Annotated in this window: 18 protein-coding genes; 9 read left to right on the top strand and 9 right to left on the bottom strand. The window is 61.7% G+C overall.

The window, feature by feature from the left end; translation table 11 throughout:
- The first annotated feature begins 36 nt into the window (after positions 1 to 36).
- From ACHPFG_RS16955 to ACHPFG_RS16965, 3 genes are all read left to right on the top strand, one after another.
- The gene (locus ACHPFG_RS16955; protein WP_092489185.1) at positions 37 to 1,230 is read left to right on the top strand and encodes a tyrosine-type recombinase/integrase; all 1,194 of its coding nucleotides are present in this window, start codon (positions 37 to 39) and stop codon (positions 1,228 to 1,230) included.
- Between the two features lie 20 nt (positions 1,231 to 1,250).
- Positions 1,251 to 2,837: an ABC-F family ATPase gene (locus ACHPFG_RS16960; RefSeq protein WP_074846575.1), complete on the top strand. Its 1,587-nt coding sequence runs from the start codon at positions 1,251 to 1,253 to the stop codon at positions 2,835 to 2,837.
- Between the two features lie 168 nt (positions 2,838 to 3,005).
- On the top strand, positions 3,006 to 4,181 hold the full coding sequence (locus tag ACHPFG_RS16965) for an MFS transporter (protein ID WP_431699900.1): 1,176 nt from the start codon (positions 3,006 to 3,008) through the stop codon (positions 4,179 to 4,181).
- Here ACHPFG_RS16965 and ACHPFG_RS16970 read toward each other — a convergent pair.
- Both ACHPFG_RS16970 and ACHPFG_RS16975 read right to left on the bottom strand, forming a co-directional pair.
- Positions 4,175 to 5,212 (bottom strand): alpha/beta hydrolase family protein, encoded by a 1,038-nt coding sequence (locus ACHPFG_RS16970; protein WP_431699901.1) that lies wholly within the window; start codon positions 5,210 to 5,212, stop codon positions 4,175 to 4,177. The genes ACHPFG_RS16965 and ACHPFG_RS16970 overlap by 7 nt on opposite strands.
- Before the next feature lie 241 nt (positions 5,213 to 5,453).
- Complete coding sequence (locus tag ACHPFG_RS16975; RefSeq protein WP_431699902.1) at positions 5,454 to 6,065, bottom strand: FMN-dependent NADH-azoreductase; 612 nt, start codon at positions 6,063 to 6,065, stop codon at positions 5,454 to 5,456.
- A gap of 126 nt (positions 6,066 to 6,191) precedes the next feature.
- Here ACHPFG_RS16975 and ACHPFG_RS16980 point away from each other — a divergent pair, with 126 nt between their 5' ends.
- On the top strand, positions 6,192 to 7,100 hold the full coding sequence (locus ACHPFG_RS16980) for a LysR substrate-binding domain-containing protein (RefSeq protein ID WP_431699903.1): 909 nt from the start codon (positions 6,192 to 6,194) through the stop codon (positions 7,098 to 7,100).
- On the top strand, positions 7,097 to 7,453 hold the full coding sequence (locus ACHPFG_RS16985; protein ID WP_431699904.1) for an MmcQ/YjbR family DNA-binding protein: 357 nt from the start codon (positions 7,097 to 7,099) through the stop codon (positions 7,451 to 7,453). Before ACHPFG_RS16980 ends, ACHPFG_RS16985 begins: the two co-directional genes overlap by 4 nt.
- Here the strand turns inward: ACHPFG_RS16985 and ACHPFG_RS16990 are convergent.
- Complete coding sequence (locus ACHPFG_RS16990) at positions 7,442 to 7,825, bottom strand: DUF1294 domain-containing protein (protein ID WP_431699905.1); 384 nt, start codon at positions 7,823 to 7,825, stop codon at positions 7,442 to 7,444. The genes ACHPFG_RS16985 and ACHPFG_RS16990 overlap by 12 nt on opposite strands.
- Positions 7,822 to 8,652: an undecaprenyl-diphosphate phosphatase gene (locus tag ACHPFG_RS16995; protein WP_027607910.1), complete on the bottom strand. Its 831-nt coding sequence runs from the start codon at positions 8,650 to 8,652 to the stop codon at positions 7,822 to 7,824. Before ACHPFG_RS16995 ends, ACHPFG_RS16990 begins: the two co-directional genes overlap by 4 nt.
- A gap of 229 nt (positions 8,653 to 8,881) precedes the next feature.
- On the opposite strand from ACHPFG_RS16995, the gene ACHPFG_RS17000 reads away from it, so the two are divergent.
- The 3 genes from ACHPFG_RS17000 to ACHPFG_RS17010 all read left to right on the top strand — a co-directional run bounded on the left by ACHPFG_RS17000 (position 8,882) and on the right by ACHPFG_RS17010 (position 11,712).
- The gene (locus ACHPFG_RS17000) at positions 8,882 to 10,516 is read left to right on the top strand and encodes a methyl-accepting chemotaxis protein (protein ID WP_339450539.1); all 1,635 of its coding nucleotides are present in this window, start codon (positions 8,882 to 8,884) and stop codon (positions 10,514 to 10,516) included.
- Between the two features lie 117 nt (positions 10,517 to 10,633).
- Complete coding sequence (gene pnuC / locus ACHPFG_RS17005) at positions 10,634 to 11,197, top strand: nicotinamide riboside transporter PnuC (protein ID WP_431699906.1); 564 nt, start codon at positions 10,634 to 10,636, stop codon at positions 11,195 to 11,197.
- A complete protein-coding gene (locus tag ACHPFG_RS17010; RefSeq protein WP_340053071.1) occupies positions 11,194 to 11,712 on the top strand; it encodes an AAA family ATPase in 519 nt (172 codons plus the stop codon). The genes pnuC and ACHPFG_RS17010 overlap by 4 nt, the downstream gene beginning before the upstream one ends.
- A 38-nt stretch (positions 11,713 to 11,750) precedes the next feature.
- Here ACHPFG_RS17010 and ggt read toward each other — a convergent pair whose 3' ends face one another.
- On the bottom strand, positions 11,751 to 13,475 hold the full coding sequence (gene ggt / locus ACHPFG_RS17015; protein ID WP_431699907.1) for a gamma-glutamyltransferase: 1,725 nt from the start codon (positions 13,473 to 13,475) through the stop codon (positions 11,751 to 11,753).
- Between the two features lie 160 nt (positions 13,476 to 13,635).
- Between ggt and ACHPFG_RS17020 the strand changes: the two genes are divergently transcribed.
- Positions 13,636 to 14,286 carry a TetR family transcriptional regulator gene (locus ACHPFG_RS17020; protein ID WP_145338824.1) on the top strand — a complete coding sequence of 217 codons (651 nt, stop codon included), beginning with the start codon at positions 13,636 to 13,638 and terminating at the stop codon, positions 14,284 to 14,286.
- 10 nt (positions 14,287 to 14,296) lie between these two features.
- On the opposite strand, the gene ACHPFG_RS17025 is transcribed toward ACHPFG_RS17020, so the two are convergent.
- The 4 genes from ACHPFG_RS17025 to ACHPFG_RS17040 form a co-directional block, all read right to left on the bottom strand.
- A complete protein-coding gene (locus tag ACHPFG_RS17025) occupies positions 14,297 to 17,818 on the bottom strand; it encodes a molybdopterin cofactor-binding domain-containing protein (RefSeq protein ID WP_431699908.1) in 3,522 nt (1,173 codons plus the stop codon).
- A complete protein-coding gene (locus ACHPFG_RS17030) occupies positions 17,815 to 18,306 on the bottom strand; it encodes a (2Fe-2S)-binding protein (protein ID WP_281113273.1) in 492 nt (163 codons plus the stop codon). Before ACHPFG_RS17030 ends, ACHPFG_RS17025 begins: the two co-directional genes overlap by 4 nt.
- A gap of 142 nt (positions 18,307 to 18,448) precedes the next feature.
- Positions 18,449 to 18,883 (bottom strand): MarR family winged helix-turn-helix transcriptional regulator, encoded by a 435-nt coding sequence (locus ACHPFG_RS17035; RefSeq protein WP_131696656.1) that lies wholly within the window; start codon positions 18,881 to 18,883, stop codon positions 18,449 to 18,451.
- A 123-nt stretch (positions 18,884 to 19,006) separates the two neighbouring features.
- Positions 19,007 to 20,059 carry a 2,5-dihydroxypyridine 5,6-dioxygenase gene (locus ACHPFG_RS17040; protein ID WP_131696500.1) on the bottom strand — a complete coding sequence of 351 codons (1,053 nt, stop codon included), beginning with the start codon at positions 20,057 to 20,059 and terminating at the stop codon, positions 19,007 to 19,009.
- Between the last annotated feature and the right edge of the window lie 128 nt (positions 20,060 to 20,187).

Consider the following 20,187-nt stretch of genomic DNA (forward strand, 5'->3'; position numbering starts at 1 on the left):
CAGCCGCGTCATGTACAGCATCAGGAGATACTACGAATGGCTCGAAAGCCAATGGGTCTGCCCGCAGGAATGGACCTCCACCACGGATCGATCCGCATCCGCTTTATGTGGAACGGCAGCCGGCGGAGTGAAACGCTCCCCTATCCCCCGACACAGAAAGGAATCAAGTCTGCCTCACAGGTTGTTGATCAGGTAAAGGGGCTGATCAAGCTGGGGCTGCTCGACGACGACAAGTACGCCGAGCTTTTCCCCAGTTCCAGCAACCTCGCCGGCGGCAAGATCAACTTCGGCGAGTACGCGCAGCTCTGGCTGGATAGCCGTGAGGTGGTGGCCGGCACGAAAGGGAACTACAAGGGAGCGCTGAACAGGTACTGGATGCCCGGCCTGGCCCTGGTGCGGATCGACCTGATCACCACCACGCTGCTCCGCCGGGTTATGGCCGCCAATGAGTGGAAGTCGCCGGGCGTTAAGCGCAACGCCATCTCGAAGCTGTCCACCATCCTGAACTCAGCCGTATCCGAAGAGCTGATCCCGAAGAACCCAGCGGCAATTCTCGAACTGCCCAAGCGCAGCAAAAAGGAGATCGACCCCTTCACGCTGGAAGAAGCAGACCAGATCATCGCGAAGATGTACGAGCACGACCACTGGCCCAGTACGATTTATGCGGCATTTTTTGAGTTTGTGTTTTTTACAGGGATGCGTCTATCTGAAGCCCTGGCGATGCGCTGGGATGCGGTAGACGAAGAGAAGAGGACGGCCCACGTATGTCGCGGGATCGCCTTGGGGGAAGTGGTTGAGCGCACGAAAACGGGCAGTGACCGCTTCGTTTTGTTGAATGACCGCGCCCTGCATGCCCTGAAATTTGCCAGGGAGTACGCGGAGCGTCGGAAAAATGGCAAAGGGAAAGTACTGGAAACGCCCTTCATTTTCCCGCCTTCAAAGAACTCGGAGTACGTGAAGCAGACGTCGGACCTGCATAAGCAATGGGTTCCGACGCTGAAAGCTCTGAATATCCGTCGTCGGCCGCCATACAACTGTCGTCACACCTATGCGACAATATGCATTATGTCTGGCATGAACCCCGCCTTCATTTCCCAGCAGCTCGGCCATAGTGTGCAGATGCTGCTCTCGACTTATGCGCGTTGGATCAACTCAAGCTCGGACTGGAGCGAAATGGAAAAGCTCCAGATTGGTCCCAAATTGGTCCCAGCTCAAATAAGCGCACCCTAAGCTATTGATAGGTAAAGTAATTGATCTCCACAGCTAACATCACCATGCAGTTCGGCGCCAAGCCGCTCTTTGAGAACGTCTCGGTCAAGTTCGGCGCCGGCAACCGGTATGGTCTGATCGGTGCCAACGGTTGCGGCAAGTCGACCTTCATGAAAATCCTCGGCGGCGACCTCGATCCGTCCGGTGGCCAGGTCATGCTGGAGCCGAATGTGCGCCTGGGTAAGCTGCGCCAGGACCAGTTCGCCTACGAAGAATTCACCGTGCTCGACACCGTGATCATGGGCCACGAGGAGCTGTGGAAGGTCAAGGCCGAGCGCGACCGTATCTACTCGCTGCCGGAAATGAGCGAAGACGACGGCATGGCCGTGGCCGAACTGGAAACCGAGTTCGCCGAGATGGACGGCTACACCGCCGAATCCCGTGCTGGTGAGTTGCTGCTGGGCCTGGGCATTCCCCTGGAACAGCATTTCGGCCCGATGAGCGAAGTGTCCCCCGGCTGGAAACTGCGTGTATTGCTGGCCCAGGCGCTGTTCTCCGACCCGGAAGTGCTGTTGCTCGACGAACCGACCAACCACTTGGACATCAACACCATCCGCTGGCTGGAAAACATCCTGACCCAGCGCTCCAGCCTGATGATCATCATCTCTCACGACCGTCACTTCCTGAACAGCGTGTGCACCCACATGGCTGACCTGGACTACGGCGAGCTGCGCCTGTTCCCGGGCAACTACGACGAGTACATGACCGTGGCGACCCAGTCCCGCGAGCAACTGCTGTCGGACAACGCGAAGAAGAAAGCGCAGATCTCCGAGCTGCAATCCTTCGTCAGCCGCTTCTCGGCCAACGCCTCGAAAGCCAAGCAGGCGACCTCCCGTGCCAAGGCGATCGACAAGATCCAGCTGGCCGAGGTCAAGCCTTCGAGCCGCGTGAGCCCGTTCATCCGTTTCGAACAAACCAAAAAGCTGCACCGCCAGGCGGTCATCGTCGAGCGCATGGCCAAAGGCTTCGACGGCAAGCCGCTGTTCAAGGACTTCAGCTTCCAGGTTGAAGCCGGCGAGCGCGTGGCGATCATCGGCCCGAACGGTATCGGCAAGACCACCCTGCTGCGCACCCTGGTCAACGAACTGACTCCAGATGCCGGCAGCATCAAGTGGACCGACGCGGCAGAACTGGGCTACTACGCCCAGGATCACGCGAGTGACTTCGAAAACGACATGAGCCTGTTCGACTGGATGGGCCAGTGGACCCAAGGCGAGCAAGTGATCCGTGGCACCCTGGGGCGCATGCTGTTCTCCAACGACGAGATCCTCAAGTCAGTCAAGGTGATCTCCGGTGGTGAGCAAGGCCGCATGCTGTTCGGCAAGCTGATCCTGCAAAAGCCGAACGTGCTGATCATGGACGAACCGACTAACCACTTGGACATGGAATCCATCGAGGCGCTGAACCTGGCGCTGGAGAACTACCCGGGCACGCTGATCTTCGTCAGCCATGACCGTGAGTTCGTATCGTCCCTGGCCACCCGTATCATCGAGTTGAGCGCCAACGGCGTGATCGACTTCAGCGGCACCTACGACGACTACCTGCGCAGCCAAGGCGTGGTGTTCTAACAGTAGTGACCTGAAACTGTGGGGAACAGGCTCGTTGTGGCGAGCGGGCTTTTGTGGCGAGCGGGCTCGCCACAAAAGCCGGTTTCTCAGTCAAAGTAGTTAGCCTGCTTCCTTTTCCCCCAAGCCCTTGCCATGATGCGCTCACCGCCCGCCCGCGAACGAGTGCCCATGTCTGCCGCCGCCCCCAGTTCACTGTCGATCACCCTGCAGATCGTCTCCATCGTCTTCTACACCTTCATCGCCTTTATCTGCATCGGCCTGCCGATTGCGGTAATCCCGGGCTATGTCCATGAGCAACTGGGCTTCAGCGCGGTGGTGGCCGGGATCACCATTGGCTCCCAGTACCTCGCAACCCTGCTCAGCCGTCCCATGGCCGGACGCATGTCCGACAACGTCGGTACCAAACGCGCGATTGTGCTGGGGCTGGCGGGCATCCTGATCAGTGGTGTGTTGACGTTCTTCGCGACCCTGGTGGACAGCATACCCAGCCTGAGCCTGGGGATTCTGATTGCCGGCCGGCTGCTGCTGGGCGTGGCCCAGGGCCTGATCGGCGTGGGCACCATCAGTTGGTGCATGGGTCAGGTGGGTGCCGAACATACCGCACGCTCGATTTCGTGGAATGGCATTGCGTCCTACGGTGCCATCGCCATCGGCGCGCCGCTGGGCGTGGTGATGGTCGCCGAATATGGCTACACCAGCCTGGGTATCGCGCTGTCGGTATTGGCGGCGCTGGGCCTGGTGCTGATCCGCAACAAACCCTCGGTGCCGGTGGTGCGCGGCGAGCGCCTGCCGTTCTGGGCGGTGTTCGGGCGCATCGCACCGTTTGGTGCCAGCCTGTGCCTGGCGTCCATCGGCTACGGCACCCTGACCACCTTTATCACCCTGTATTACCTCAATCGTGGCTGGGTCGGCGCGGCGTACTGCCTCACGGTGTTTGGCGTATGTTTTATCGTCTCGCGGCTGGTGTTCATCTCGGCGATCAGCCGTTTTGGCGGCTTCAGGGCAGCGATTGCGTGCATGATCATCGAGACCTTGGGCCTGACGTTACTGTGGCTGGCGCCGTCCACCGGCGTGGCCTTGATCGGTGCGGGGCTGACCGGCTTTGGTTTGTCGCTGGTGTACCCGGCGCTGGGCGTGGAAGCCATCAAACAGGTGCCCAACAGCAGCCGCGGTGCGGGCCTGAGTGCGTATGCGGTGTTTTTCGACCTGGCCCTGGCGATTGCTGGGCCATTGATGGGTGCCGTGGCGTTGAACCTGGGTTACAGCTGGATTTTCTTCTGCGCGGCGCTGTTGTCGGTCACGGCGCTGGGCGTGACCTTGCTGCTCAAGCGCCGCGCTTACTGATCGGCGGTCTGCAAGCCGGCGCGGGTAGATTGACCGAGGGTGTGGGTGAAAAAACGCCCGGCCTCGGAGATCAGGTCGCGGTGGATGCCTTCACGGTCGACACCGTCGGCATCGGTGCAGATAGCCGGCATGGCGGCCAGTTGATCGCTGTCACACGGGGCCATGAACACGAAGTGCCCTGCCCCCGCCAGCAACTTGAAGTCCGGCGGCTCCGGCAGTTTGCGCGCCAGGGCGGCGGCGTTTTTGTCCACCGCCACCAACTTGTCGCCGTCGCCGCTGTAGAGCAGAACCGGCACGTGCACATCCGCCAGGGTATGGCGGCCGAACATCAGGCTCAACGGCGCCATCAACATGAGTGCGTGGATACGCGGGTCGGATTGCGGTTGCAGGTCGTCACGGTCCACCACCAGCTCGCCTTTGGTGGTGCAGGCATCACGATCTTCGGGACGTTCCTGGCAATAGCGGCGCAGGCGATCGAAGTCGGGCTTGGCCCCCGCCAGGATCAACGCAGTCTCGCCACCGGCCGAATAACCGATAACCCCCACCTGGTCGACGTTGACGAACGGCGACAGCATCGGGTCGGCCAGGGTCGCGGTGATCGCTTCGGAAATCTGGATCGGCCGGCCGTACAGGTTACTCACCGTGCCCAGGCGGCTGTGATCCTTGTAGTTATCACCAGGGTGCAGCACCGCCACCACCACAAAGCCTTTGCGCGCCAGGGAGGTGGCCAGGTCATGCAGGGCCAACGGCGTACCGGTGTTGCCATGGGACAGCATCAGCATCGGGAAACGCCCAATGGCGATCTTGGAATCTTCGGTAGCCGCGACGTGATAGGGACCCAGTTGTGTGCTGTGTTCATCGTCGGTGGACGGGTAGAACGCCACCGCTTTCATCGGTTGCAGATCCAGCGGGTCGAGAAAGGTCATACGATGGAAGCCCACACTCCAATGGGGGTGCGGCGCAGGCGCGGCGTGCACTGAAATCAGGCCGCCGAGCAGGGAAAGAACCATAACGGCACAAAGACGCATCATGAGGATGTCCACCTTTGCTACGTGACCACGTTCAACACCCGCGGCATGTCTATTTGAAAGGTCCATGGTTCAAGGTACTCACACTGGGTGATAAACCCATGCGTGCATAACCTGGGCCAAAGTAATGACAGCGAGTAAACGAAAAAACTCCGTACGCCGGTCGTTTAAACGCGACCAGAATACAGAGTTTAGGCGCCCGGCTTCAGATTGAAACCGAGCGAAGGCGAAATTTACACAAGTCTTACGCGGCAGCGAACAATTGTTCGTTGATGAGTACGTTCGCGTCGCTCAAGGATTTGCTGCGCACTTCATCACCGTAGGCCAGGCCGTGGGCGCGTACGAATTCGATGTCGGTAATGCCAAGGAACCCCAGCATCACTTTCAGGTATTCCTCGTGGGCAACCCCGCTAGCCTGGCCAACGTGCATGCCGCCGGAGGTGGAAACAACGATGACTTTCTTGTTACCGCACAGGCCTTCAGGGCCGGCTTCGGTGTAACGGAAGGTCTGACCGGCGACGGCGATGCGGTCGATCCAGGCTTTCAATTGGGTTGGAATGGTGAAGTTGTACATCGGCGCAGCCAATACCACGGCATCGGCAGCGAGGAACTCAGCCAGGGTCTTGGCACTGAGGTCGGCCTCGTGCTGTTGTGCGGCGTCACGCAGTTCGGCGGCAGTGCTCAGGGCACCCAGGGTCGCGCCGGAGAAGTGGTTGATGCCTTCGCTGGCGAGGTCACGGTAGGTCACTTCCACACCTGGCTCGGCCGCTTGCCAGGCCTTGACTACGCCAGCGCTGAGCTGACGGGAAGCCGAGTTGTCGCCGAGGATGCTGGAATCGATGTGCAACAGTTTCATGGTGGATCTCCGAGTGTGGGATCGACAGTGGCGATCAGATGGTGGTGATGCTACGCATGAAACCAATAGTCGATAAGTCGCCTTAAATGCGATAGTTTGTCCCACTGACAGGACAATAGGCTGACCATGCAAGACCTCAACGACCTCTACTATTTCGCCAAAGTCGTCGAAGCCGGAGGCTTCGCGGCGGCCGGGCGGCTTTTGGGTATTCCCAAGTCGCGGCTGTCGCGGCGTATCGCCGAACTGGAAGAGCGCCTCGGCGCGCGCCTGCTGCAACGCACCACGCGGCAACTGACCCTGACCGCCGTTGGCGAGCGCTACCTGCGCCACTGCCAGGCGATGCTGCTGGAGGCGGAAATGGCCGACGAGGCCGTCGCCAGCATGTCCAGCGAGCCACGCGGGCGGCTGCGGGTCAGCTGCCCGGTGGGCATGGCACAGCACATCCTTCCGGAACTGGTCGCCGGATTTCTCGCCGCTCACCCCCAGGTACAACTGGAGATGACCCTGGTCAACCGCCGTGTCGACCTGGTCGCCGAAGGCATCGACGTGGCGCTGCGCGTGCGTGAACTCGGTGATGAGGACCCGCTGCTGGTCACCAAGCGCCTGCGCCAGGCCCAGACCGTGCTGGTCGCCAGCCCCGAACTGATGCGCGGGCGCCAGATCAACACCCTCGACGACCTCAAGCAACTGCCTATACTCGGCGCCCTGGAACCAGACCGCCTGGTGCATCAGCGCATCCTTGACCCCCAGGGCAACCCACACGATCTGGCGATGGAAGCCCGCCTGGGCATCGACGACTTCATCGTGCGCAAGGCCAGCGCCGTCATGGGCCTGGGCTTTACGGTGCTGCCGATGATGTACTGCGAAGAGGAATTGGCCAACGGTCGGTTGGTGCAACTGCTGCCGCAATGGTCGTTGCCGGGCGGCTGGCTCCAGGCCGTCTACCCGCATCGCCGTGGCGTGCTGCCGGCGATTCGGGCCTGGATCGATTACCTGGAAGAAGGCTTTAAGAGCTGCGGAGACCGCTTGCTATGAAGATGACCGAAGCACACGTCGCGAGTTTCTGCCTGAGCCTGCCCGGCGCGCGGGAAGACTACAAATGGGGTGGCGTGCGGGTGTTCTCGATAGCGGGCAACAAGATGTTCGCCCTGCAAAATCTGCGCGGCGACTCGCTGGCGTTCAAGGTCGACAAGGAATTGTTCCTCGGCCATGTGGACCGCCCTGGCATCCACCCGGCGCCGTACCTGGCACGCGCGCAGTGGATCATCATGAACACGCCCTACCCGCTGGGCGCCGAGGAACTGCGCGGCTTGTTGCAGCGCTCCCACCAGTTGGTGGTGAGCAAACTGCCCAAGCGCACGCAGGTCGGCTTGCTGCTAGAAAACTGACAGTAGCGTGCCACCGAGGAACAACTGGTCCAGCCAGAACACCTGGTGCAACAGCACGATCACCCAGAACAGCACCTGGTAAGACACCTTGCGCGTCTTGTGCCGGAACACCTGCTGGGCAATCAATGCCCCCGGCCAACCGCCCGCCAGCTCCACGGCGTGGAGGATGTTCTCCGGGGTGCGCCAGCTGTCGGTGCGGGCCTTGCGCTTGTCGCTCCAATACAGGAAGAACGCCAGCACGCTGACCACGCCGTAGGCCGCCAACGGAAGTACCGTTTCACCGCGCAGCCACACCAACACCGAACCCAGCAGCGGCGCCGTGCACAGCAGCACAAAAATCGCCGCTTTCAGACGTGGGTGTTGAATCATCATGCCTTGGCCGCAGCCCAGTCGATCCAACCGAATTGCCACGTCGCCAGGATCAGCAGGCCGAACGCAATACGGTACCAGGCAAATGCCGCGTAGCTATGGCTGGCAATGAACTTGAGCAGGCCCTTGACCGCGATCATCGCGAAGATGAACGAGGTGACGAAGCCAATGGCGAACACTGGCAGGTCCGCCGGCTGGAACAGGTCGCGGTATTTGTAGCCCGAGTACACCGCCGCACCGACCATGGTCGGCATGGCCAGGAAGAACGAAAACTCGGTAGCGGTCTTGCGCGACAGGCCGAACAGCAGGCCGCCGATGATGGTCGAGCCGGAGCGCGACGTACCCGGGATCATCGCCAGGCACTGGGCAAAACCGACCTTGAGCGCATCTTTCCAGGTGATGTCATCGACGCTTTCGGCGTGCACTTCATGCTCGCGGCGCTCGGCCCACAGCATGACGATGCCGCCGATCACCAACGCAGCGGCCACGGTGATCGGGTTGAACAGGTAATGGTGGATCAGGTCGGCAAAGATCACCCCCAGCACCACGGCCGGCAGGAACGCGATCAGCAGGTTGACCGTGAAGCGCTGAGCGTTGCGCTGGGTCGGCAAACCGGTGACCACATCGAGGATCTTGCGCCGGAATTCCCAGACCACCGCGAGGATCGCACCCAGCTGGATGATGATATTGAACGCCATGGCACGTTCGCCGCCGAAGTCGAGCAAATCGGCGACGATAATCTGGTGTCCGGTGCTGGAGATCGGCAGGAACTCGGTAAGCCCCTCCACTACGCCAAGAATCAATGCCTGAATGGCTGTCCAAAAATCCATGCTTCCCCCAAAGGTCATGCCCTGTGGCATGCCTTATCAATCTTTTAATGGTTCACTGACGAGCGCACTGAAGGCCCGGTGTTGACCATGGGTCAATGCCGGTCTGCAAAAATTCTGTGAAAAATCAGGCAGTACTCAGGTTTTGCGATTTCAGGCCGAAAGCCTATCAGACAAGGCGTAAAAGTCGATGCGACGCCCACAATTATAAAAAGCCCGGAGTGACAGGACGATGAACAGTTTGCGTAATATGTCGATCAGCCGACGCCTCTGGTTGATCCTGATCGTCGCCGTGCTGATGCTGATGGCCCTGGGTTTGCTGATGCTCAAGCAGATCCACGACGACCTTTACCAGGCCAAGCGCCAGCAGACCCAGCACGTGGTCCAGACCGCCAGCGGGATCCTGACGTTTTATCACAGTCTCGAAACCACCGGGGTGATGACCCGCGAGGCCGCGCAAAAACAAGCCCTGAGCGCGGTGCGCGGCTTGCGCTATGACCACGACGACTATTTCTGGATCAACGACCTCACCCCCGTGATGATCATGCACCCGGCCAACCCGAAGCTGGACGGCCAGAACCTCTCGGCCATCCGCGATCCCGACGGGTTTGCCGTGTTCAACGAGTTCGTGATCCTCGCCAAGGCCAAGGGCGCCGGCATCATCAACTACCGCTGGCCGAAGCCGGGCGCCGATGCGCCGGTGGCGAAAACCTCGTATATCCAGTTGTTCGAACCCTGGGGCTGGATCATCGGCTCCGGCGTGTACGTGGACGATGTGCAGGCCGAGTTCAACGGCCAGGTGTGGAAGGCCTCGTTTATCGGTCTGGGCATCGCCGTGGTAATGGCCCTGCTGGTATCGCTGATTGCCCGCAGCATCGTGCGCCCCTTGCAGGACGCAGTGAACGCCATGGGTAATATCGCCAGCGGCGAAAGCGACCTGACCCGCAGCCTCGACACCCACGGCCGGGACGAGGTTACCCAGCTGTCCCAACACTTCAACAGTTTCACTGCCAAGCTGCGCCAGGTCGTCAGCCAGTTGCAGGTGTGCGCCAACGCCCTGGGCCAGTCCTCCACGGAACTGGGCAACAACGCGACCCAGGCCCATGACCGCAGCCAGCAACAGTCCCAGCAGATGGAACTGGTGGCCACCGCCATCAATGAAGTCACCTACGGCGTGCAGGACGTGGCCAAGAACGCCGAACACGCCGCCAGCGAAATGCGCGATGCCCAGGCTCAGGCCCAGCAAGGCCAGGTCAATATCGACAGTAGCCTGCAGCAGATCGACCAGCTTTCCACCACCATCAGCGAGGCCGTGGAAGTGATCCGCACCTTGTCCAGCGAAAGCACACAGATCGGTGGCGTGCTGGAAGTGATCCGCTCCATCGCCGACCAGACCAACCTGCTGGCGCTCAACGCCGCCATCGAAGCGGCACGCGCCGGGGAACAAGGCCGTGGTTTTGCCGTGGTGGCCGATGAAGTCCGCCTGCTGGCCCAGCGCACGCAAAAATCCACCGCCGAGATCCAGGCGATGATCGAGCGTCTGCAAGGTCACTCGGAAGCCGCGGTCAAGGTGATCAGCGACAGCCACAGCGCCTCGCAACTGACCATCGAACAAGCCGGCCAGGCCGGTGCCAGCCTCACCGCCATCGGCCAGGCGCTGCACAACCTCAACGGCCTGAATGCGTCGATTGCCAGCGCCACCCTGCAACAGGCCCATGTGGTGGAAGACATCAACCAGAACGTCACCCAGGCTGCGAGCTTGTCCCACAGCACCGCGCTGGCGGCGGAACAGTCCAACGTGGCCAGCGTGCACTTACGCGGGCTGAGCGAGCAGCTCGACGGCCTCTTGCGCCAGTTCAAGGTCTAACACCGCTCCAAATGAGGGAGGGGGCTTGCCCTCTCCCACATTTGCCCTACTGTGTTTTGAAGATTGCTGGCCTCTGGTTACAATCCCCGCCCTCTCCCACTCTCCCAAGGAACTGCCATGTCCGGGCTTGAACTGTTCGCCGCCGCCCTGGGGGTGATCGCTGTCTGGCTGACGGTCAAGCAAAACCCCTGGTGCTGGCCCATCGGCCTGGTGATGGTGTTGCTGTACACCTGGGTGTTCTATGACGTGAAGCTCTATTCCGACATGCTGCTGCAGGTGGTCTACGCCGCCTTGCAAGTCTATGGCTGGTGGCAGTGGACCCGCGCCGGCGAGGTCAGGCAAGGACGCCAGGTCACCCGCCTGGGTTGGCCCGCAATCATGACCAGCATGGTCATTGGTGCGGTCGGCAGCCTGCTGCTGGGCGCTGCGATGGCGCACTGGACCGATGCCGCCCAGCCCTGGCTCGACGCCGCCCTCACCGGATTCAGCCTGGTGGCGCAAATGTGGATGGCGCAGAAACGCGTGCAGTGCTGGCCGCTGTGGATTGCCGTGGACGTGATTTTCGTCGGGCTGTTCCTCTACAAGGGCTTGTATCTCACGGCTGCGCTCTATGCCCTGTTCACCGTGATCGCCGTGCAAGGCTGGCGTGAATGGCGCGCCGACCCGGCGTTGCAACCATGAAGGTGGTCGTACTGGCCGGCCCCGAATCCAGCGGTAAAAGCTGGCTGGCCGCCGAGCTGCACGCGCATTTTGGCGGTTTGATGGTGCGTGAATACGTGCGCGATTTCATGGACCATCACCAGCGCGACACCACCCTGGCGGATATTCCAGCCATCGCCCACGGCCAACTGGCCTGGGAAGATGCCGCCCGCGCCCGGCAGCCGCACCTGCTGGTTCTCGATACGCACCTGCTGACCAATAAACTGTGGAGCCAGACCCTGTTCGGCGACTACCCGGCATGGCTCGACGACGAACTGCTGGCCCGGCAGTACGACCTGCACCTGCTGCTGTCGCCGGATGATGTGGAATGGACCGCCGACGGTCAACGCTGCCAACCTGAACTGGCCGACCGCCAGGCGTTTTTCCAGGACAGCCTGGCGTGGATGCAGGCGCATCGACAGGCGGTGGTGGTCATCAGGGGGAGTTGGGAGGAGCGCCGCACCGCCGCGTTTGCTGCGGTAGAACAGCTGTTGTAGTGAGTGGGCTTGCCCCGCTCACTACAACACCGGGGCGGTTAGTAGCCCAACGACAGGCCGGTATTGCGACGCGGGTCATTCGCTCCATAGAAGCGGTTGTTACCTACCGGTTTACCCTCCAGGGACGGTGCCCCCACCAGGATCGCCGCCAAGTGGTTGGCGTCCTGCGGCCCGGCAAACTTGTGGCCCCAGCTTTCCAGAATCTTCTGGGTGTCCGGGCTGACCGCGAAGGTCTCCAGGTTGGTGGTTTCCGGCATCCATTGCTGGTGGAAACGCGGCGCGTCCACGGCTTCCTGGATATTCATCTTGTAGTCGATGACATTCAGGATGGTCAGCAAGGTCGCCGTAATGATGCGGCTGCCGCCCGGTGTACCCACCACCATCACGGCCTTGCCGTCCTTGGTCACGATGGTCGGGCTCATCGAGGAAAGCGGCGCCTTGCCCGGTGCGATGGCGTTGGCTTCCCCCTGGACCAGCCCGTACATGTTCGGCACGCCGACCTTGACGGTGAAGTCATCCATTTCATCGTTGAGGATCACCCCGGTCTTGCTCGCCATCACGCCCGCACCGAACCAGTCGTTGAGGGTGTAGGTCACCGAGACCGCGTTGCCCCACTTGTCGACGATGGAATAGTGGGTGGTGTTGTTGCCTTCATGGGGTGATACGCCCGGCTTGATCGCCTGGGAATCCCCGGCCTTGTGCGGCTCGATGGCATCACGCAGCTTGGCCGCGTAGTTCTTGTCCAGCAGATGCTCGATCGGGTTCTTCACGAAATCCGGATCGCCCAGGTAGCTGTTACGGTCCACATAGGCGTGGCGCATGGCTTCGATCTGGTAGTGCAGGCCCTGGGCCGAGTGATAGCCCAGGTCAGCCATCGGGTAGCCTTCGAGGATGTTCATGATCTGGCAGATCACCACACCGCCCGAGCTTGGCGGCGGTGCCGAGACTACGTGGTAGCCACGGTAGTCACACTCGATGGGCGCCAGTTCGCGGGTCTTGTATTTGTCGAGGTCGGCCTGGGTGATGATGCCCTTGCCGGCCTGGCTGGAGTCCACCAGGGCCTTGGCGACCCAACCCTTATAGAAACCGTCGCTGCCCTTGGCTGAGATTTCCTTGAGGGTCTTGGCCAGGTCTTTCTGCACCAGCTTCTGGCCGACCTGCAGCGGCTGGCCGTTGTGCAGGAAAATCCCCCGCATATCCTTGTCTTTTTCGAACTCGCCGGTGGCGGTGTGCAGCAGGTCGATATCGCCCTGCTCCAAGGCAAAGCCGTTTTCCGCCAGCTTGATCGCCGGGGCAATCACCTGGGCGCGCTTGAGGGTGCCGTACTTGCTCAGGGCCAGCTCCATGCCGGACACGGTGCCGGGCACGCCGACAGCCAGATGCCCCTTGGCACTCAAGCCTTCGACCACATTGCCGGCCTTGTCCAGGTACATATCAGCGGTAGCCGCCAACGGGGCTTTCTCGCGGAAGTCGAGGAAGGTCTTGCGCCCATCCGCCAGTTGCACGGTCATGAAGCCGCCGCCGCCCAGGTTACCCGCCGCCGGGTACACCACCGCCAGCGCGTAGCCGACCGCCACGGCGGCATCCACCGCGTTCCCGCCGGCCTTGAGTACATCCACGCCGACATGCGTGGCCAAATGCTGGGCGGTCACCACCATGCCATTTTCACCGGCCACCGGGGCCTGAGAAGCCGCTTGCACGCCGCTGACCGTCAATACCAGGGCGGTTGCAATTAATGCGCGGTTGAAGGGTTGGTATTTCATCCATGGCTACTCTAGTTATTGAGACGCACCAAAATAGCCCGCCCCGAATTTAATCCCCAGCGCAATGGCGTTTTTATTACAGAACCTGTCGGTCACAGAACGGAGCGGAAAAAGCCCATGCTATATTTCGCGCCCAAACTGTCCTGCAAGGCGCTTTGACATGGCGATCAAGAAGACCGGAATTCGTGCCCAACAGGCGGACCAGACGCGTTCACGCATTCTGCAGGCGGCGGTCAAGGTGTTCACCCGCGACGGCTATTCCGGTGGGCGCGTCGACACCATTTCCAAGGAAGCCGACTCCAACGACCGCATGCTCTATTACTATTTCGGCAGCAAGGAACACCTGTTCGTCTGCGTGCTGGAACACACCTACGAGCAGTTCAACCACGCCGAAAGCACACTCAAGCTGGACCTGGATGCGCCGGTGCAGGCCCTGCGCGAGCTGGTCGCGTTTATCTGGAACTACTACGTCAAGCACCCGGAGTTCGTGGCGATCCTGAGCATCGAGAACCTGCACCAGGGCAAGCACGCCAAGCAGTCCGGCGAATTGCGCAGGCTGTCGGGGGAAGCGGTCGGCGTATTGCGCCCGATCATCGAAGCCGGCCAGGCCCAAGGCGTGTTCCGCAAGGATGTCGACCTCAAGCACGTGTACTTGATGATCGCCTCGCTGTGCTACTTCTATAACTCCAACCGCCATACCCTCAGCTCATTCCTCGGCGAAGACTTGTCGAACAAAGGGCAGCAGCAGGATTGGCTGGGGTTTATCAGTGACCTGGTGGTGCGCGGCGTGACCCCCCTCCCACCGCTTTAACCCTGTCGTGTCAGTGAGTACCAGGGTTGGCGCGCAGCTGCGCGACCTTCTGTTCCACCCCACTCCACACCGGCGCATTCGGCGCAAACCGCCCGCGCAGGTACGCCACCAGATCCGCCACCTGGCTGTTGGACAAACTGTCCTTGAAACCCGGCATGTAGCCCAGGTCCTTGGTCGCAGGTTTGCTGATGCCTTGCAGGATCACCTTGATCAGATTGTCCGGTTGGTCGCTGTACACATTGGTATTGGTTGCCAGCGACGGGCTCACCCCAAACAATTTCGGCCCCAGCCCGTCGGCGTGGCAGGCCTTGCACGCACCTTCGAACACTCGCCGGCCATTGGGATTTGGCACCGTGGCAGCCACCTGCACTTCAGCAACGGCCTCGCCCTTCAGCGACGCCAGGTACACCGCCATCGCACGGATATCTGCCTTGGGCAGTTTCGACAACTCGCTCACCACCGGCCCCATCGGGCCTGCCGCCACGCCATGGGCATCGGAATAGCCGGTGCTCAGATAGGTGAATAGCTGGTCCTCGGTCCACGGCGTCGGCGCCTTCGACAACCCGGTCAGTGCCGGCGCCTCCCAGCCATCGACCATGCCGCCCGCCAGGAAGGACTTACCGCCCTTCTCGGCCCCCATGAAATTGCGCGGCGAGTGGCACGCGGCGCAGTGGCCCAAGCCGTTCACCAGATAATTGCCGCGATTCCATTGCTCGCTGCGCTCAGGCTGCAGCGATATTTCACCGCGGCGCAGATTCAACGCATTCCACCCCGCCATCAGCGGCCGGATATTGAACGGAAAAACCATGGCATTCGGCGTCGGTGCCTGGCTGACCGGCGCCTGGGACATCAGGTAGGCGTACAGCGCCTGCATATCCGCATCGTTGATATTGCGAAACGCCGTATAGGGAAACGCCGGGTACAGGTTGCGCCCGTCGCGGCCAATGCCATCGCGCATCGCCCGCTCGAACGCGGGATAAGACCAGGCGCCGATGCCGGTCTCTACATCCGGGGTGATATTGCTGCTGTACAGGGTACCGAAGGGGGTTTCCATGGCCAAACCACCGGCATTGACCGCGCCACCGGGCGCCGTATGGCACACCGCGCAATCGCCCACCGCTGCCAGCAAGCGTCCGCGCTCCAACGTGGCCTTGGACCAAGTGCCGGCACTCGGCGCAGCGATGGGTGCGATTTCATTGTGAAACGGCCAGGCCGTAGCCAGCAGCGCGCCCAACGTCGCGAACAGCGCACCAAACCACCACTTGCGGCGTTTTTCCGGCGACCTGGCCGGTTCACCCAACGTGCCAGCATTCAGCGCCGCCAGCACCCGCTCCGGGGTGATCGGCAATTCGCGAAAACGAATCCCGGTGGCGTCGTAGACCGCATTGGCAATCGCCGCCGCGCTGGGCACCGACGCCGATTCACCCGCGCCCATAGGCGGCTGGTCCTGACGCGGCATCATCAGCACGTCGATCTGCGGCACCTCGGGGAACGTCAGGATCGGGTAACCGCCCCACTCCTTGCTCGCCACCGTCGATTCTTCAAAGGTCACACGCTCCTTGAGCACGCGGCTGGTGGACTGGATCACATTGCCGTGGATCTGATGCTGCACGCCAGACGGGTTGATCATCATCCCCGCGTCATGCCCGATCACCACCCGCGTCACCGACACATCGCCGGTGTGCTTGTCGATGGCCACGTCCGCTACCCAGGCGGCCCACGCTGCGCCGAAGCCGGGGAACTTGCTGTGGATGTAGCGCGCGTAGGCAAAGCCGCGACCGCGCAGCAGGTGGTCTTCACTGGCGGTCTGCATCGGCGCGGTGCGCGGTGACCAGTTGGCGCGTTCGGCGGTGGATTTCACCAGGTCGATGGCGCGCTCGTCCTTCAGATAGCGCAGGCGGTATTCCACCGGGTCGACGCCGGCCGCGAAGGCCAGCTCATCGATATAGGACTCGTGGGCAAAGGTGTTGGGCAACGCCGACACGCCGCGCATCCACGACGCGCGCACGATGGGCGCCATGTCGTTGATGGTCACGCGCAGGTTGTTGATGTCGTAGGGCGGAATCGAGGTGCGGTCGCCCATCTCGAACATCGCCGCCAGCGGTTCGACGCGGCCGGTGAGCAAGAGTGCCAGGGTCGGTGCGCCGTTGGAGGGGTAGCTGGTGTCGAAGTCGTAGGCGGCGATGCTGCCATCGGCGTTGAGGCCGCCGTCCACCTCCATCAACTGCGCGGTGCCCTTGGGCTCCCACAGGTGCTCCTGTTCGCGGCTCAATTGCACGCGCACCGGCTTGCCCACCGCTCGGGACAACAGCAAGGCATCGGCGCACACATCGTCGGCGCAATTGCGTCCGTAACAGCCGGAAGCTTCCATGCGGATGACCTCGATCAGCGCCTCATCGCATTCCAGCAACCACGCCAGGTCGGCGCGCAGCAGGTGCGGGTTCTGGCTGCCGGACCACACGCGGCTGCCGGCCGGCGAGTAATCGGCCAGCCCGCAGGAGGGACCGATGGAGCCATGCATCTGGTATGGCCACAGGTACGTACGCGGCATGCGTTGGCTGGCGTCGGCCAGGGCTGCGTCGACATTGCCCTGGTCAAGCACGGTGCGGCGCACCCGTGGGTTATCGCGGATGGCCTGTTCCACATCGCCCATGTCCGGCAGCGCGGTATTCCAGGGTTTCCAATGCACCTGCAACGCCTGGGCAGCCTTGATCGCCTGCTCTTCGCGCAGCGCCACTACGCCGACAAAATCGCGGATCACCACCACCGCGACGATACCGGGGATATGGGCGATGGAGTCTTCATCCACGCGCAGCAGGCTGTTGCCGACAAAGTCACCGCAATCAAGCCCTGCATACGGCGGGCGGATCACCCGGCCGTGGAGCATGTCCGGCACACGCATATCGTGCACATAGGTCAATTCACCGGTGGCCTTGCCTGGGATGTCTACCCGCGCAGCGCCCTTGCCCACCAGGTGATAGTCCTCGACGGCCTTGAGGGGCGCATCGCCGCTGATGCGCAACTGGTCGTGCTGGCCGCTGACCAGTTCCGCGTAGGTGCTGGTACGCCCGTCGGCGCCGTGAATCATGCCGCCTTCCACCCTGAGGCTGGCCGTGCTTACGCCCCAGCGCCCCGCCGCCCGCGCCAGCAAGAAGCGCCGCGCCTCCGCCGCCGCATTACGCAGTGGGATCGCGGAAATCTGCAACGTGGCACTGGCAATGGTCGCGCCCTGGTTCGGCACGCGCTCGGTATCGCCGAGCACCATCTTCACCTGCTTCATGCTCAGGTCGAGTTCCTCGGCGACGATCTGCGCCAGCGCGGTACGTATGCCGGTGCCCAGGTCCACATGGCCGTTGAATGCGTACACCAGGCCGTCATCGTTGACGGCAATAAACAGCCCCAGCTCTTTGGGCTTCACGCTGGGCGTCCCCCCCTTGGCCACCGGCCCCGAAGGCGGCAGCACGTCATCGACGATCAACAGAACGCCGGTCTTGGCCAGCCACTGGTCACGGGAAAGCGGGGTGTCGGTCATGGTGATCCATCCACGTTCATCAGGCGCGCGGCTCGCAGCACCGCGCGAAGGATTTCGATATGGGTGCCGCAGCGGCAGAGGTTGCCCGCCAGCTCAAGGCGCACCTGGGCTTCGCTGGGGCTGGGGTTACGGTCGAGCAAAGCCTTGGTGGCCATAATCATGCCGTTGAGGCAGTAGCCGCATTGCGCGGCCTGCTCATCGATAAAGGCCTGCTGCACCGGGTGCGGCGCCTCGCGGGTACCGAGGCCTTCGAGGGTGACTATCTCGCGCCCCACCGCGCCCGACAGCGGAAATACACACGACCGAGCAGCGACGCCATCGATGATCACGGTGCACGCACCGCACTCGCCCAGGCCGCAGCCGTACTTGGGGCCGTTGAGTTGCAGATCATTGCGCAGTACCAGCAACAGCGGTGTATCCGCCATGGCGCTGACTTCGCTGGTTTGCCCATTGACCTCAAGCGCTACCGTGATGTGCTGGCTGATCATTTGCTTCGCCCGAATCATTTGATGAAGTAGGCACTACATTAATAAGCCAAAAAAAAGCGTCGCGAACCTGGGGTCTCACGACACACTTGACTGATGAAGTGCCTGCTACATCAACACAGAGCAAAAACGATGCCAGCCGGCTTTATTCCTGGGGATCGTCGATCATCTTGCGCAACAGAAACAGCACCGCGATCCGTTCGGCAGGGTTGAGGTTGCTCATGGTCAATTCGCTGATCTGTGCGGCGCGGGGCGTGGTTTGCGCGACCAGCTCGGCGCCGGCGGCAGACAGATCGACCACCACCTTGCGCTTGTCCTGCGGGTCAGGCTCAAGGGTGATCAGTTCCTTGGCCTTGAGCCGCTCGACAATCCCGCGAATGGTCGCCTGGTCCACGGCCGTGGCCTTGACCAGTTCAGTGAGGGAACTTGCACCGTGATCGCGCAACGCACACAGGGTGACGAACTGCACGGCGGTGAGCTGGGAATCGCCGACATTCTGCTGAAAAATCGCCAGGTGGCGCTGGTAGGCCTTGCGCAGCAGGTGGCCAACTTGTTCAGAAAAAACGTAGGAATCAGGCACGGCGAGCTCGGTGGGTGGTTGGCGATGGGTGGGCATGATGGCCGCGTTATTGGATGTACTCAAGTTTCCCACTGAAGAAACTCGGTCAACCATGTGGGGGACTTGACCCCCCACATTGGATTTTCAGCGTGCCAGGGAAGCTTTTGGGGCAACCACATCCCCGCCAATGACCACCGCCTCATCATCCAGATACACATCGCAGTTACGCAGCGGAATATCCATATGGCAGGGCGTCTTGCGTGTGCCACCCACTTCGGTATTCGGCCCGGTGGAAAACAGGAAATTGCCATAGAACGCCCGCGCATCCATGCACATGCCGTCATTCTTGTCGTGCAGCCCCATGGCCGTCCACTGCGCCCGTGGCTGCAGGCCCCAGCCGATATGGGAGATGCCGTACACCTCGGGATCATTGAAGTACTTCATGTAGTCACGCAGGTACTCGGCCTCAAAACCGCCGTGGATGCCGGTGATAAAGCCCTTCTCGATTTCCAGGGTGATCTGCTCGCGGGTATAGGTCTTGAACGGCAGCAGAATATCGCCGACATCCAGCACCAGCACGCCCTCGGCGGTTTCTTCATTGGGCCAGGAAAACAGGAAACCGCTCGGCCAATGGTCCCAGCGCCCCGGCTCATCGGCAAAACCGTACTCGGTCACCGACGGGTACTGCCCCAATGCGGCGCGGAAATCACTGCCGGCGCGGGACTTCACATGGATCGAACGCGCCTTTTTCAGTAACTGCTCGGCGGCCAGCACACGCACCTTGTCGGCCTCGGTGGGCAGCATGCGCGCCAGCACTTCCGGCGGTTCCACCGCCAACAGGATGCGCGTGCCGGTCTTGAGGATCTGCTCCTGCTCCGGCGAATGCAGCAGCATCATGGTGTCGACGATCAGGTCGGCCGCCTCCAGGGCGCGCTGGGCGGCGAGATTGCCGGTGAGCGCGGTGTCGCCGCAGTAGGCGGTCATGTCATTGCCCATCGCCCGTGGATGGTTGAACGATGGCAGCTCCACCGCATACACCTTGGCCCCCAGGCGCTGCGCCGCATCCATCGCGGCGCGCACGGTGCGCGGGTCGGAGTAATGGCTCTTGAGCACGGCAACGCTCTGAGTCGGATCGACCTTCGACAGCTTCAGCACATGTTCAAACATCTGGGTCAGTTCGCAATCGCTTACCGGCATTTTCCTGTCTCCTGTGGGGCTGCACCACGTTCAGGCATCGCGCCTCACACCGGTGCATTTATATAGCGTACACGCCAATTAATATTGATAAGACCTGAATTGAAGGCGGACTGCAAGCACCGAACAAA

The sequence above is a fragment of the Pseudomonas sp. BR20 genome, from assembly GCF_050780135.1.
GTDB lineage: Bacteria > Pseudomonadota > Gammaproteobacteria > Pseudomonadales > Pseudomonadaceae > Aquipseudomonas.